Origin of the sequence: Streptomyces sp. V4I2 (assembly GCF_030817655.1) — a bacterium.
Taxonomy (GTDB): Bacteria; Actinomycetota; Actinomycetes; order Streptomycetales; family Streptomycetaceae; genus Streptomyces; species Streptomyces plumbiresistens.
Window position 1 is genome coordinate 2,936,841 of record NZ_JAUSZM010000003.1, and the last position, 13,488, is coordinate 2,950,328.

Annotated in this window: 13 protein-coding genes; 7 read left to right on the forward strand and 6 right to left on the reverse strand. The window is 72.3% G+C overall.

Features of this window, described 5'->3' with window-relative positions; all coding sequences use genetic code 11:
* Positions 1–332: 332 nt before the first annotated feature.
* Complete coding sequence (locus tag QFZ76_RS14380; RefSeq protein WP_307674098.1) at positions 333–1,064, reverse strand: VIT1/CCC1 transporter family protein; 732 nt, start codon at positions 1,062–1,064, stop codon at positions 333–335.
* A 258-nt stretch (positions 1,065–1,322) separates the two neighbouring features.
* Here QFZ76_RS14380 and QFZ76_RS14385 point away from each other — a divergent pair, with 258 nt between their 5' ends.
* Genes QFZ76_RS14385 through QFZ76_RS14415 form a run of 7 tightly spaced genes read left to right on the forward strand, consistent with a single transcriptional unit; the run spans position 1,323 to position 9,061 of the window.
* Positions 1,323–2,384 carry an ADP-ribosylglycohydrolase family protein gene (locus tag QFZ76_RS14385; protein ID WP_307674099.1) on the forward strand — a complete coding sequence of 354 codons (1,062 nt, stop codon included), beginning with the start codon at positions 1,323–1,325 and terminating at the stop codon, positions 2,382–2,384.
* Complete coding sequence (locus QFZ76_RS14390; RefSeq protein WP_307674100.1) at positions 2,381–3,664, forward strand: ADP-ribosylglycohydrolase family protein; 1,284 nt, start codon at positions 2,381–2,383, stop codon at positions 3,662–3,664. The genes QFZ76_RS14385 and QFZ76_RS14390 overlap by 4 nt, the downstream gene beginning before the upstream one ends.
* Positions 3,665–3,672: 8 nt before the next feature.
* Positions 3,673–4,836 (forward strand): ADP-ribosylglycohydrolase family protein, encoded by a 1,164-nt coding sequence (locus QFZ76_RS14395; protein WP_307674101.1) that lies wholly within the window; start codon positions 3,673–3,675, stop codon positions 4,834–4,836.
* A gap of 1 nt (position 4,837) precedes the next feature.
* Complete coding sequence (locus QFZ76_RS14400; protein WP_307674102.1) at positions 4,838–6,325, forward strand: ADP-ribosylglycohydrolase family protein; 1,488 nt, start codon at positions 4,838–4,840, stop codon at positions 6,323–6,325.
* A complete protein-coding gene (locus tag QFZ76_RS14405; RefSeq protein WP_307674103.1) occupies positions 6,322–7,053 on the forward strand; it encodes a PfkB family carbohydrate kinase in 732 nt (243 codons plus the stop codon). The genes QFZ76_RS14400 and QFZ76_RS14405 overlap by 4 nt, the downstream gene beginning before the upstream one ends.
* Complete coding sequence (locus QFZ76_RS14410) at positions 7,050–8,240, forward strand: CaiB/BaiF CoA-transferase family protein (protein ID WP_307674104.1); 1,191 nt, start codon at positions 7,050–7,052, stop codon at positions 8,238–8,240. The genes QFZ76_RS14405 and QFZ76_RS14410 overlap by 4 nt, the downstream gene beginning before the upstream one ends.
* A complete protein-coding gene (locus tag QFZ76_RS14415) occupies positions 8,237–9,061 on the forward strand; it encodes a CoA ester lyase (protein ID WP_307674105.1) in 825 nt (274 codons plus the stop codon). The genes QFZ76_RS14410 and QFZ76_RS14415 overlap by 4 nt, the downstream gene beginning before the upstream one ends.
* A gap of 63 nt (positions 9,062–9,124) precedes the next feature.
* Here the strand turns inward: QFZ76_RS14415 and lgt are convergent, their stop codons facing one another.
* From lgt to trpM, 5 genes are all read right to left on the reverse strand, one after another.
* Positions 9,125–10,102 (reverse strand): prolipoprotein diacylglyceryl transferase, encoded by a 978-nt coding sequence (gene lgt / locus QFZ76_RS14420; protein ID WP_307674106.1) that lies wholly within the window; start codon positions 10,100–10,102, stop codon positions 9,125–9,127.
* A gap of 95 nt (positions 10,103–10,197) precedes the next feature.
* Positions 10,198–10,974 carry a thioredoxin domain-containing protein gene (locus QFZ76_RS14425; protein WP_307674107.1) on the reverse strand — a complete coding sequence of 259 codons (777 nt, stop codon included), beginning with the start codon at positions 10,972–10,974 and terminating at the stop codon, positions 10,198–10,200.
* A gap of 89 nt (positions 10,975–11,063) precedes the next feature.
* Complete coding sequence (trpA, locus tag QFZ76_RS14430) at positions 11,064–11,882, reverse strand: tryptophan synthase subunit alpha (protein WP_307674108.1); 819 nt, start codon at positions 11,880–11,882, stop codon at positions 11,064–11,066.
* Positions 11,879–13,165, reverse strand: coding sequence for a tryptophan synthase subunit beta (trpB, locus tag QFZ76_RS14435; RefSeq protein ID WP_307674109.1), 1,287 nt, complete (start codon positions 13,163–13,165; stop codon positions 11,879–11,881). The genes trpA and trpB overlap by 4 nt, the downstream gene beginning before the upstream one ends.
* A 113-nt stretch (positions 13,166–13,278) precedes the next feature.
* Entirely contained in the window at positions 13,279–13,470 is a 192-nt protein-coding gene (gene trpM / locus QFZ76_RS14440) for a tryptophan biosynthesis modulator TrpM (RefSeq protein WP_307674110.1), read from the reverse strand.
* Positions 13,471–13,488: the final 18 nt, after the last annotated feature.

A 13,488-nucleotide genomic window follows, 5' to 3' on the forward strand; every position in this document is an offset into this window, starting at 1 on the left:
CCGAGGGACGACGTTGGCCCTCTGCGTGAGTGCAAAATTTCGTGCAGGTTACATGATGGAGCGGTTCTCGGAAACCGGATACTTCGTTCCAACATGCGGACGCCACGGGCTTACGGCGGGGGTACCGCGCACATGGCTTGAAGTATGTGGGACCGAACGGGACAGATCGGTGTCCGTCGGCCCGGGGGGCGGAGGGGGCGACGTCGCTCACCCCGCGAGTGCGCCGCAGGCTCCCTTGCCCACAGCGCTTACGGCTCATGCCCGGTGGTTAACCATTCGAAACCAGCGAGTAACGGCTACTTATGCGGCCCAACGCATAAGTTGTAGCCGACCTATCCTACGGCCGTTCCGAACAAGCTGCCCAGGGCGTACGTCACACCGGCCGCAGCACCCCCCAGAGCGAGCTGCCGCAGCCCGCTGAACCACCAGCTCCGCGCCGTCACCCTGGCCACGATCGCGCCGCACGCGAAGAGCCCGAAGAGCGCGAGCAGCACGGCGGGCCACAGCTCGGTGGCACCGAGCAGATAGGGCAGTACGGGAAGCAGGGCGCCCAGCGCGAACGCCCCGAAGGAGGACACCGCGGCGACCAGCGGCGAGGGCAGGTCACCGGGGTCGATGCCGAGTTCCTCGCGGGCGTGTATCTCCAGCGCCTGCTCGGGATCGCGGGACAGCTGCCGGGCCACCTCGCGGGCCAGCCCCGGCTCGACGCCCCGCCCTTCGTACAGGGCCGCGAGCTCCGCCTCCTCGTCCTTCGGGTGCTTCTTCAGCTCCCTGCGCTCCACGTCCAGCTCGGCCTCGACCAGCTCGCGCTGCGAGGCGACGGAGGTGTACTCACCGGCGGCCATGGAGAAGGCACCGGCGGCCAGCCCCGCGAGTCCGGTGATGACGATGGTCTGATGGCCGACCGAACCGCCCGCGACACCGGTCATCAGGGCGAGGTTGGAGACCAGCCCGTCCATCGCACCGAAAACGGCGGGCCGCAGCCAGCCGCCGTTCACATCGCGGTGCGTGTGGTTGTCGCGGTGCGCCTCGTGCAGTGACGCCTCGGTTTCGATGATGGCCATACAGTCCCCCAGGGCACTTCTTTGGACTTCCTCTACTTTTCGACAACATCGAGAGTACGCCGTCGAATTCCCCCTCGCCAGCAAGGAAAGGCTGGACTAACCTGCGGTTTTGTCGTCGGACGCTCATTCGATCAAGGGGTCGCACAGATGTCGACCGGGTGATGCTGAGGCGACCGAGGCTCTGGCGAACCGCTCCGGTGGGACACATCCGCAAAGGGCTCCGCCCCCTGCGCGCAGCCCCCCAAGGAGAGGCCGCGTATGGCATCGATCGCCTGCATTCCCTCGGTCCCGGCGCCCGGGGACGCCGCCGACCTCCGCGAGCGGGCCCGCGGCGCCCTGCTCGGCCTGGCCGTGGGAGACGCCCTCGGAGCCCCGGCGGAGAACATGAAGCCCTCCGAGATCCGGGCCCGCTGGGGCCGTATCACCGGCTACGTCGCGGACCGCCCCTCCGGCACGGACGACACCGAGTACGCGATCTTCTCGGGCCTCCTGCTGGCCCGGCACGGCTCGGCCCTCACCCCGGCCCACGTGGAGGCGGCCTGGCACGAGTGGATCGCCGACCGCGACGAGGGTCCCTTCCGGGGCGCCGGCTTCAGCGAACGCGGCACGCTGGAGAACCTGCGCCGCGGCCTCGCGGCCCCCATCTCCGCCCAGCACCGCCACGCCTGGAGCGACGGCCTGGCCATGCGCGCGGCTCCTTTCGGCGTCTTCGCGTCCGGCCGCCCCGCCGAAGCGGCCCGCCTGGTCGCGATCGACGGCTCGGTGAGCCACGACGGTGAAGGCATCTACGGCGGCCAGGCGGTGGCCGCGGGCGTGGCGGCGGCGATGGCCGGAGCACCGACCGTCGCAGTGGTCGCCTCCGCCCTGGCAGTCGTCCCGGACGACTCCTGGACGGCCCGCTCGCTACGCCGTGCGGTGGCGGTCGCCCACCGGGGGGAGCGGGCGGTCCGCTCGGCGGTCGTCGTCGGCGGCTACCCCTGGACCGACCTGGCCCCCGAGGCCGTCGCCCTCGCCTTCGGCGCCTACGCGGCCGCCGACGGCGACTTCGTCCAGGCGGTCCTGACCGCCGTCAACATGGGCCGCGACGCCGACACCACGGCGGCGGTGGCCGGCGCGTTGGCCGGCGCGACCCACGGCGCCTCCTCGATCCCGCCGGACTGGGCGGCGGCGATCGGCCCGGCGCGCGGCAGCTGCCTGCCGTCCATGGCGGGCCACCACGTCCTCGACGTGGCGGAGCTGCTGACGCCGAGCGAGGACGGGAGATGGAGCACGGAGGGCTTCGTGCCGAGCACGGCCGACGAGACGGAGGTCCTCTCATGACACCGCCCGCCCCATGGGACGAGGGGACCGCACCGGAGCTGCTCGCACCCGCGGCCGCCGACGGCGAGGAACCCCCACAGGGGCCACCCGCACCCGACGACGAAAGTTGTACGGGTGGTGCGGGTGGGAACACAAAGGCCGAAGGCGAAGCCGAGGCCGTCAAGCAGCTCCGCCGAATCGAGGGCCTCCTGCTCGGCCTGGCGGCAGGCGACGCCGCCGGCTGGCCCGCCGCCCGCCACCGAGCCGCCCGCATGCCCGACTGGACCCGCCGCCTCACCCGCGAACTCGACACCTTCGCCGAACAGAACGCGACGACCACCCTCCCCGTCCCCATCGCCCTGAACCAACCCCCCGAACCCCTCCGCCTCGGCCCCTCCGACGACGCCGAATGGGCAGCCTTCGCAGCGGAAGCAGTCCTGCGCGCAGGCGACGACACCGTCCTCGGCGACCTGAGCCGAGAACGCCGCACCCGCGCCGCCATCGACCTGACCTGGAACGCCCTGGCGAGCGAGGTCGCCGCCGCGGCGGACCGCGCCCCCGAGGTCGAGTCCGCGGTGCTCCCCCTGCGCGCCCGCATCTCCGTCCGCGCCGGCCTCGGCAACCTCGCCACCGGCCTCCGCCCGCCCGCCACCGGCCACGACAACCCGCACTACTTCGACGACGCCGCCTGCGTACGGGCCTGCGTACTCGCCGTCGCCCACCCCGGCGACCCCCGACTCGCCGCGGAGCTGGCCGAGTTCGACGCCCGCTACACCCAGGACGGCGACGGAGTGCACGGCGCCCGCGCGATGGCCGCGGCACTCGCCCTCGCCCTGGCGGGAGCCGACGTACAGGCATGCGTCACCGCCGCACTCGCCGAGCTCCCCGAATCCACCGAGATCGGCCGCAACGCCCGCCACGCCCTCAAGCTCGCCCGGGACGCCGAGAGCGCCTTCGCCCTGATCCCGCTCCTGGAACACCAGATCGTCGACCACGTCTACAGCTACGGCATCGCCGCCGCCGAAACGGTCCCGGTCGCCCTGGCCCTGGCCGCCGCGGCGCACGGCCGGATCGCGGAGGCGGTACCGGCCGCGGCCTGTCTCTCCCGCGTCGCCGACTCGGCCCCCGCCCTCGCGGGCGCCCTCACCGGCGCCCTGGGCGGCGGCGCGTCGATCCCCGCCTCCTGGCGCGACACCTGCCGCACCCTCTCCGGCTGCGTCCTCCCCCGCCTCACCGACACCGACCTGGTGGAACTCGCCGAACTTCTGGAAGCCGCACAACCGGCCCCACCGGAGGGATGATTCGGGTCATGACACCCAAAGGAGCAAAAAGCGGCCGCGCTTCGAGTCTGGACGAACGCATCACCGGCGCCCTGGTCGGCGCCGCCGTCGGCGACGCGCTCGGCGGCCCCGTCGAGGGCTACTCCCCCGAGCAGATCCTGCAGCGCCACGCCGGTCGCGTCCACGGCATCGTCGGCCCCTGGAACGGCGACGACTGGCGCACGGCCCGCCCCATCGCGCCGTACCACAAGGGCGACGGCCACGTCACCGACGACACCTTGATGACCCACGCGTTGGTACGGGTGTACGCGCAGGTCCGTGACCACCTCGACGCGTACGCGATCGCGGACCATCTGGTCCCGGACCTGATGACGAACCCGCGCTGGATCCCGGAGCTGGAGGCGGAGGCCCTCCCCCTCCAGCGCCTCTTCCTGGCGGAGAAGTGGCTGGTGACCCGCCTCCACTACGGGCACGTCGACCCCCGCGAGGCCGGCGTCGGCAACATCGTCAACTGCGGCGCCGCGATGTACATGGCCCCGGTCGGCCTGGTCAACGCGGCCAACCCGGCGGGCGCGTACGCCGAGGCGCTGGACATCGCGGGCGCCCACCAGTCGTCGTACGGCCGTGAGGCGGCGGCCGTCTTCGCGGCGGCGGTCGCGGCGGCGAGCACGCCCGGCGCGACCCCCGACTCCGTCGTGTCCACCTGCCTCTCCCTGGCGAAGGACGGCACCCGGGCGGCGATCGAGCAGGTCTGCGAAACGGCGTCCCGCCACTCGGACTTCGAGTCCGCGCTGACCCCTCTCCGGACGGCGGTCGCCCCGTACGACACGGTCGGCCCCGACTACCGACAGCCCTCCCTGGGCGCCCGCCGCCCCTCCCGGCTGCACACCATCGAGGAACTCCCCATCGCCCTGGGCATGCTGCTGGTCTCCCGCGGCGACTACCGCCACGCGGTCCTGGGCGCGGTGAACTACGGCCGCGACTGCGACTCCATCGCCACGATGGCGGGCGCGATGGCCGGTGCCCTCGGCTCCCCGGTCCCGGAGGACTGGGCGAAGCAGGTCTCCGAGGCCAGCCGCCTGGACCTCTGGGAACCGGCGACCACCCTCACGACCGTCACCCGCGAGATCTTCCAACGGGACGTCACCCGCCGCCGATCCCACGAGGCGGCCCTCACCGAACTCGGAGCCTGACATGCTCCGCCTCACCTGGGTCCAGCCCGAGGACCTGATCGGCCATGAACTCCACCAGGCAGCCCAGGACGGCCGCGAGCCGTCGGCGGTCAAGGCGAGATGGAAAGCAGCGGGCGGCAAGGAAGCCCCCCTGCGAGCGGGCGCATCCCCGGAGCCGGCGTCAAGATACCTACGCCAGCTCGCAGAAGACCTGCTGGACGAACTCGCGGACCTACCAAGCAGGTTGGCCGACAGCGAGCCCACGAGCCTCGCCAAGATCAAGGCCAGCTGCCCGGCTTGGCCCACACAACCTCCAGGCAACCGACCCGCCGAACCCACACAGCCTGCGGGCAGTCGTGCCGCTGGGGCGGCTCCCGACCCAAGGATGGGCGGCGGCACCCCGCAAGCGCCGGCAAGCGCCCCCACCCCCACAGCACCCCCCACCCAGGCCCGCCTGGAAGCCGCCTGGCTCGGCAGAGCCGTCGGCTGTCTCCTGGGCAAGCCGGTCGAGAAGCTCCCTTTGCCCGCCATCCGCCAACTGGCCCAATCCACCGGCAACTGGCCCCTGAACACGTACTTCACTGCCCGAGGAGTCCCCCCGGAACTCCTCGCCGCACACCCCTGGAACCGCCGATCCGCAAGCACCTCCCTCGCCGAGAACATCGACGGCATGCCCGAGGACGACGACCTCAACTACCCCCTCCTCAACCTCCTCCTGCTCCAACGCCACGGCAAAACCTTCACCACCACGGACGTAGCCACCCTCTGGCTCGACGAACTCCCCGCCGGCCGTACCTTCACCGCCGAACGCATCACCTACCGCAACCTCCTCACCGGCCTGGAACCCCCACGCACGGCCCGCCACCGCAACCCCTTCCGCGAATGGATCGGCGCCCTGATCCGAGCGGACGTCCACGGCTGGACCAACCCCGGCGACCCCGCGGCCGCCGCGGCACAGGCCCACCGCGACGCCACCCTCACCCACACCGCCAACGGCGTCTACGCGGCGATGTTCACGGCGGCCACCATCGCGCAGGCTGCCACCGGCACAGCCGACATCCACACAGCCCTCCGCACGGGCCTCACCGTGATCCCGCCGGCCTCCCGCCTCGCGAAGGCCCTCACCCACGCCATCCAACTGGCCCGAACCCACGACGACTTCGACACGGTCGTCGACGAACTCCACGCCACCCACGCGCCCACCCACCACTGGGTCCACGCCATCCCCAACACCGCCCTGATCGCCGCCGCCCTCACCCACGCGGACGGCGACTTCACCGGCTCCATCTGCCGTGCCGTGTCCGGAGGCTGGGACACCGACTCCAACGGCGCCACGGCCGGCAGCTTCGCCGCCCTCCTCGCCGGTTCCCCTGCCGCGCTCCCCGACCGCTGGACGACCCCGCTGAAGAACCGGCTCGCCACCACGATCGGCGACTTCAACGGCACCGGCTTCGACACCCTCGCCCACCTCACCCAGACCCTCGCCCAGCTGGAGGCACCGCGCCCATGACCCACATCCCCGTGCTCGGCAGCACGAACACGGATCTCGTCGCGTACGTCGAGAAGGCCCCGCAGCGCGGAGAGACCGTGACGGGACGGGAGTTCCGTACGATCCCCGGCGGCAAGGGCGCCCTCGAACACTCCGGCGTGACCACCGACCGCCTGGTCCCCGGCGACGAGGGCCCCGTCGCCTCCGCCGACGCCCTGCTCCTCCAGCTGGAGATCCCCCTGGCCGCGGTCCTCGCGGGCGCCCGGACGGCCCGCGGCCACGGAGTCCGTACGGTCCTCACCCCCGCGCCCGCCCGACCCCTGCCCCCCGAACTCCTCACCACCGTCGACCCGTTGGTGCCCAACGAACACGAGGCCGCCGCCCTCACCGGCCTCACCGACCCGGACAGCGCGGCCACCGCCCTGCTGGAACAGGTCCCGGAGGTGGTCGTCACCCTGGGCGCGGCCGGCAGCCTCCACGCGGCCCGCGGCACCGAGCCGTTCACCGTCCCGGCACCGCGGGTCACCGCCGTGGACTCGACCGGCGCGGGCGACACCTTCGTCGGCACCCTGGCGGATGGGGGTCCCCCCGCTCGAGCGAAGCCGAGAGTGGGGGAACTCGGCGAGGGCCGCCCGATGCGCGAGGCCCTTCCGTGGGCGGCCACGGCTGCCGCCCTCTCCGTGCAGCGGCCGGGCGCCTCGGCGTCGATGCCGTACCGCTCCGAGATCGAAACGCGGTTCACGTCATGACCCAGACTCCCCTGACCGGCCTGCGCGTCCTCGACCTCGCCACCCTCTTCGCCGGCCCGCTCGCCGCCACGATGCTCGGCGACTTCGGCGCGGAGGTCATCAAGGTCGAGCACCCGACCAGACCCGACCCCTCCCGAGGCCACGGCCCGTCGAAGAACGGGGTGGGCCTGTGGTGGAAACTGCTCGGCCGTAACAAGCGCACGATCACGCTGAACCTCTCCACACCCGGCGGCCGCGCCACCCTCCTCCGCCTCGCCGCCACCGCCGACGTCGTCATCGAGAACTTCCGCCCCGGCACCCTGGAGAAGTGGGACCTCGGCTGGGAGGAACTGTCGGCCGTCAACCCCCGTCTGGTCCTCACCCGCGTCACCGGCTTCGGCCAGTTCGGCCCCTACGCCCAACGCCCCGGCTTCGGCACCCTCGCCGAGGCGATGAGCGGCTTCGCCGCGATCACCGGCGAACCGGACGCGTCCCCGACGCTGCCGCCCTTCGGCCTGGCCGACTCGATCGCGGGACTGGCGACGGCGTACGCCGTGATGACCGCGCTCGCCGCCCGCGACCGCACCGGCGAGGGCCAGGTCGTCGACATGGCGATCATCGAGCCGATCCTGACCGTGCTGGGCCCGCAGCCGACCTGGTACGACCAGCTGGGCTACGTACAGGAACGCACCGGCAACCGATCCGCCAACAACGCCCCGCGCAACACCTACCGCACGGCGGACGGCAGTTGGGTGGCCGTCTCCACCTCCGCCCAGTCGATCGCCGAGCGCGTGATGCGGCTGGTCGGCCGCCCGGAGCTGATCGACGAGCCGTGGTTCGCCACCGGAGCCGAACGGGCGGCCCACTCCGACGTCCTCGACGAGGCGGTCGGCAGCTGGATCGCCGAGCGCACCCGCACCGAGGTCCTCGCCGCCTTCGAGAAGGCGGAGGCGGCCGTCGCCCCGATCCAGGACGTACGGGACGTGATGGCCGACCCGCAGTACCAGGCCCTCGACACCGTCACCACGGTCGACGACCCCGAACTGGGCCCCCTGCGCATGCAGAACGTCCTCTTCCGCCTCTCCGCCACCCCCGGCGCGATCCGCTGGACGGGCCGCCCGCACGGCGCGGACACGGTGGAGGTCCTGACCGAACTGGGCCTGACACCGGCGGACCTGGCGGCCCTGCGCGAGGAGGGCACGGTATGACCCCACTCACCTGGCTCTACGTCCCCGGCGACCGCCCGCACCTCGTCGCGAAGGCCCTGACCACCGGCGCCGACGTCGTCGTGATCGACCTGGAGGACGCGGTCGCCCCGGACCGCAAGGAGTACGCCCGCCAGGCCACCGCCGAACGCCTCTGTGAACGGCAGCCGGTACCGGTCCACGTCCGCGTGAACGCCCTGGACGGCCCGCTCGCCGCGGCGGACCTGACGGCGGTCGCGGCCCTCCCGGGCGTCTGTGGCCTCCGCCTCCCCAAGGTGACCTCCCCCGAGCAGATCATCCGCGTCGCCGAAGCAGCAGCCCCCGCCGACGGCGGCGCACCCCCGCTCCACGCCCTCCTGGAAACGGCCCTGGGCATCGAACGCGCCCACGCCATCGCCTCCGCACACCCCGCCCTGCGGGGCATCGCCCTCGGCGAGACGGACCTCCGCGCCGACCTGGGCGTACGCGAGGACACGGGCCTCGACTGGTCCCGCTCCCGCGTGGTCGTCGCCGCCCGCGCGGCGGGCCTCGCCCCACCGCCCCAGTCCGTCCACCCCGACATCCGCGACCTGGACACCCTCGCCGCCTCCTGCGCCCACGGCCGCACCCTCGGCTTCCTCGGCCGCGGCGCCCTCCACCCCCGCCAACTCCCGGTCATCGAGCGGGCCTACCTCCCCACGGCCCGGGAGATCGAGGAAGCGGAGACGATCGTCAAGGCGGCCGTCACGGACCAGGGCGCCCAGGCCCTGCCGGACGGAACATTCATCGACGCGGCGGTGGTGGCAGCCGCACAGCGAACCCTCTCACTGGCCCGCCGGACCTAGCCCCACACGCGATGAGGGCGCCCAGGAAGATCCCGGGCGCCCTCATCGACGTACAACCGACCGTCAGGTCTTCTTCCCCGACCCGGCCTCGTCCTTCTCCGCGGCCTCTTCGGCCTTCGCGGCAGCCTTCTCCTCGGCCTTCGCGTCGGACACCTCGGTCTCACCACCGCTGTCGTCCTCGGCCCCGGCGCCGGAGGCACCGTCACCATCGGTTCCGTCGTCGGAGGCACCCGGCTCGACCACGGTCTCGCGTCCCGGCCGCTTCTTCGCCGACAGCACGAGGTAGACCACCGCGAGCACGAACACGACCAGCGCGGTCCAGTTGTTCAGGCGCAGGCCCAGGATGTGGTGGGCGTCGTCGACGCGCAGGTACTCGATCCAGAACCGGCCCACGCAGTACGCGGCGACGTACAGCGCGAACGCCCGCCCGTGGCCCAGCTTGAAGCGGCGGTCGGCCCAGATGACGAGGAGGGCGACGCCGATGCACCACAGCGACTCGTACAGGAACGTCGGGTGGTAGTAGCCGGGCACCCGGCCGTCCGCGGAGGACGTGATGTGCAGGGCCCAGGGGAGGTCGGTCTCCTTGCCGTACAGCTCCTGGTTGAACCAGTTGCCCCAGCGGCCGATCGCCTGGGCGAGGGCGATGCCGGGGGCGAGGGCGTCGGCCCAGGCGGGCAGCGGGATGCCCCGGCGGCGGCAGCCGATCCACGCACCCACCGCGCCGAGCGCGATCGCGCCCCAGATGCCGAGGCCGCCCTCCCAGATCTTGAAGGCGTCCACCCAGTCACGGCCCTCGCTGAAGTACAGCTCGTAGTCCGTGATCACGTGGTAGAGCCGGCCGCCGACGAGACCGAACGGCACGGCCCAGACCGCGATGTCGGCCACCGTGCCGGCCCGCCCGCCCCGGGCGAGCCAGCGCTTGTTGCCGAGCCAGACGGCTACGAAGACGCCGATGATGATGCAGAACGCGTAGCCGCGCAGCGGAATAGGGCCGATGTACAGCACCCCGCGCGACGGGCTGGGAATGTAGGCAAGTTCCATGGCAGTGTCGACGCTACCCTGCCGGACCGGGCCCACGGCAGGCGGCCCGGCTACGGGTCCATAACGGGCGGGGGCGGAACCTCCTCACCCACTGGTCACGCCTTGTCGGCCTCCTGCACCAGCTGCTTCAGCTTCGCCGGGGTCATCGTCTGGTCCTGGTAGATGTTCTTGCCGTTCAGGATCACGGTCGGCGTGCCGCTGAAGCCGCCGTTGCGGAAGGCGGCGGCGGACTTCTCGACCCAGCTGTTGTGGGTGCCCTTCTCGACACACGTACGGAACGCCGCCGTGTCGAGGCCGTCGACCTTGCCGGCCAGCTCGAGGAGCTTGCTGTTCTCGGCGAAGGCGTCGTCGGTCTCCGCGGGCTGGTTGTCGAACAGCACGTCGTGGTACGCCGTGAACTTGCCGACGTCCTGGGCGCAGGCCGCCGCGTTGGCCGCGGTGCGGGAGCCGGTGCCGCCCATGTTGCCGTCGATGATCGTCGCCAGGTGGTACTCCACCTTCAGCTGGCCGGAGTTCGTCAGCTCGTGGATCACCGGCCGGTACGCCGTCTCGAAGGCCTTGCAGGCCGGGCAGCGGAAGTCCTCCCAGACGGTGAGCGTCGACTTGGCGCTCTCCTTGCCGGCCGGGATGGCCAGGCTGTCCTTGCCCTGGGCCCCCGAGGGCACCACGACCGGACCCGCGGAGTCGCTGCCGTCGTCCTTGCCCGCGTTCGCCGCGACCACGCCGATCACCGCCGCGAGGCCCAGGACGCAGACCACGCTCGCGCCCACGATCAGCACCCGGCGCCGCTTCTCCGCGGACTTCTGTTTCTCGCGCTCCTCCGCCAGCCGCTCCCGGGCGGTGCGCTTTCCCTCTCGATTCTTCTCGCTCACATCCCGCAGAACGAACCGGGAAGGCGCACCGCGCCTCCCCGGTCCCAGGTCCACCCGTTCGAGTGACCCGTACGGAATGTCCTGCCTTGTTACGCCTTTCCGCGCACGCCCTTGGCGAGCTCACCGGCGAGCGCGTGGACCGCCTCGACCCCGGCGGCGTCGTCCGGCGCGTCCAGCATCCGCTTGACGAAGGCCGAGCCGACGATCACGCCGTCGGCGAAGCCGGCGACCTCGGCGGCCTGAGCCGCGTCCGACACGCCGAGACCGACGCAGACCGGCAGGTCCGTGCCGGTGGCGCGGGTGCGCTCGACCAGGTCCTGGGCCTGCGCGTCGACCGACGCGCGGGTGCCGGTGACGCCCATGAGCGAGGCGGCGTAGACGAAACCGCTGCCCGCCGCGGTGATCTTGGCGAGCCGCTCGTCCTTGCTGCTGGGCGCCACCACGAATACCGTCGCGAGCCCGTGCTTCTCCGCGTGCTCCCTCCACAGCGCCGACTCCTGCACCGGCAGGTCGGGCAGGATGCACCCGGCGCCGCCCGCCTCGGCGAGCTCGGCGGTGAAGCGCTCGACGCCGTAGCGGTCGATCGGGTTCCAGTACGTCATCACGAGCACCGGCTTGCCGGTCGCCGCGTGCGCCTCGCGGACCGTCCGCATGACGTCCGCGATCTTGACGCCGCCGCGCAGGGCGATGTCGTCAGCGGTCTGGATGACCGGGCCGTCGAGGACCGGGTCACTGTGCGGCAGGCCCACCTCGACGATGTCGGCGCCGCCGTCGAAGACGGCCTTGATCGCCTCGATGCCGCCGTCCACGGTCGGGAACCCGGCCGGGAGGTAGGCGATGAGAGCGGAACGCCCCTCCGCCTTGGCAGTGGCGAGGGTGTCGGCCAGCAGTTGGATGTTGCCGCTCACTTGGCGTCCCCCTCGATCTCGGCGGTGTCGCTGTCCTGGTCGGCGGCGACCTCGGCGTCGGTGTCGTACAGGTCGAAGTAGCGGGCAGCCGTGTCCATGTCCTTGTCGCCGCGGCCGGACAGGTTGACCACGATCAGCCCGTCCTTGCCCAGCTCCCGGCCGACCTCCAGGGCACCGGCCAGCGCGTGGGCGCTCTCGATGGCCGGGATGATGCCCTCGGTCCGCGACAGCAGGAGCAGGGCCTGCATGGCAGCGTCGTCGGTGACCGCGCGGTACTCGCCGCGGCCGCTGTCCTTGAGGTAGGAGTGCTCGGGGCCGATGCCGGGGTAGTCGAGCCCGGCCGAGATCGAGTACGGCTCGGTGATCTGGCCTTCCTCGTCCTGGAGGACGTACGACCGCGACCCGTGCAGGATGCCGGGCTCGCCGGCGGTCAGGGTGGCCGCGTGCTCGCCGGTCTCCACGCCGTGCCCGGCGGGCTCGCAGCCGACGAGGCGTACGTCCGCGTCCGGGATGAAGGCGTGGAACAGGCCGATGGCGTTGGAGCCGCCGCCGACACAGGCGATGGCGGCGTCGGGGAGACGGCCGGCGCGCTCCAGGATCTGGCGGCGGGCCTCGACGCCGATCACCCGGTGGAAGTCGCGCACCATGGCCGGGAAGGGGTGCGGTCCGGCCACGGTCCCGAACAGGTAGTGGGTGTGGTCGACGTTGGCGACCCAGTCGCGGAACGCCTCGTTGATCGCGTCCTTCAGCGTGCGGCTGCCGGACTTCACGGCGATGACCTCGGCGCCGAGCATGCGCATCCGGGCCACGTTGAGGGCCTGGCGCTTGGTGTCGATCTCGCCCATGTAGATGGTGCACTCGAGCCCGAACAGCGCGCAGGCGGTGGCGGTCGCTACGCCGTGCTGACCGGCGCCGGTCTCCGCGATGACGCGCGTCTTGCCCATGCGCTTGGTGAGCAGCGCCTGGCCGAGCACGTTGTTGATCTTGTGCGAGCCGGTGTGGTTGAGGTCTTCGCGCTTGAGGAACACCCGGGCGCCACCGGCGTGTTCGGCGAACCGCCGCACCTCAGTCAGGGAGCTGGGCCGGCCGGTGTAGTGGACGAGGAGGTCGTCGAGCTCGCGCGCGAACTCGGGGTCCCCCTTCGCCTTCTCGTACTCGACGGCGACCTCGTCCACGGCGGCGACGAGGGCCTCCGGGATGAACTTGCCGCCGAACGCGCCGAAGTAGCCTTCGGCGCTGGGGATGCGACCCTCGGGGTCGGGGATGAAGAACTCGCTGGGCATGCGGAAACCTCACGGTGAGTGCGGGAAAGACACCTGTTCGCCGTGGGGGCGGGGTTGTCGGGCGGCCCCAGGCCGTCCGTGGCTTATCGCGCGCACGCGGCGGAGCCGCATGTTCAGAACTGCCCCGCGCCCCTGACGGGGCGCTGCCATCGCATGCCGTTCACTTGCCCCGGCTCGTCACCGATGACGTACCGGACCCGGCGCCCGTGCACCCTGCGCGCGGGCGCGCGGCAGCCCCGGGGGCGGCAGCCGCGCGCCAGGCGGGCGTACCGGTCCGGGGTCGTCAGGGTGATCGGGAGCGTCATCGGGGTCAGCCTAGCGAA

Bases quoted from the DNA above. Each gene is read 5' to 3' on its own strand.
- QFZ76_RS14380 (WP_307674098.1), bottom strand. From the start codon at position 1,064: ATGGCCATCATCGAAACCGAGGCGTCACTGCACGAGGCGCACCGCGAC.
- QFZ76_RS14385 (WP_307674099.1), top strand. From the start codon at position 1,323: ATGGCATCGATCGCCTGCATTCCCTCGGTCCCGGCGCCCGGGGACGCC.
- QFZ76_RS14390 (WP_307674100.1), top strand. From the start codon at position 2,381: ATGACACCGCCCGCCCCATGGGACGAGGGGACCGCACCGGAGCTGCTC.
- QFZ76_RS14395 (WP_307674101.1), top strand. From the start codon at position 3,673: ATGACACCCAAAGGAGCAAAAAGCGGCCGCGCTTCGAGTCTGGACGAA.
- QFZ76_RS14400 (WP_307674102.1), top strand. From the start codon at position 4,838: ATGCTCCGCCTCACCTGGGTCCAGCCCGAGGACCTGATCGGCCATGAA.
- QFZ76_RS14405 (WP_307674103.1), top strand. From the start codon at position 6,322: ATGACCCACATCCCCGTGCTCGGCAGCACGAACACGGATCTCGTCGCG.
- QFZ76_RS14410 (WP_307674104.1), top strand. From the start codon at position 7,050: ATGACCCAGACTCCCCTGACCGGCCTGCGCGTCCTCGACCTCGCCACC.
- QFZ76_RS14415 (WP_307674105.1), top strand. From the start codon at position 8,237: ATGACCCCACTCACCTGGCTCTACGTCCCCGGCGACCGCCCGCACCTC.
- lgt (WP_307674106.1), bottom strand. From the start codon at position 10,102: ATGGAACTTGCCTACATTCCCAGCCCGTCGCGCGGGGTGCTGTACATC.
- trpB (WP_307674109.1), bottom strand. From the start codon at position 13,165: ATGCCCAGCGAGTTCTTCATCCCCGACCCCGAGGGTCGCATCCCCAGC.
- trpM (WP_307674110.1), bottom strand. From the start codon at position 13,470: ATGACGCTCCCGATCACCCTGACGACCCCGGACCGGTACGCCCGCCTG.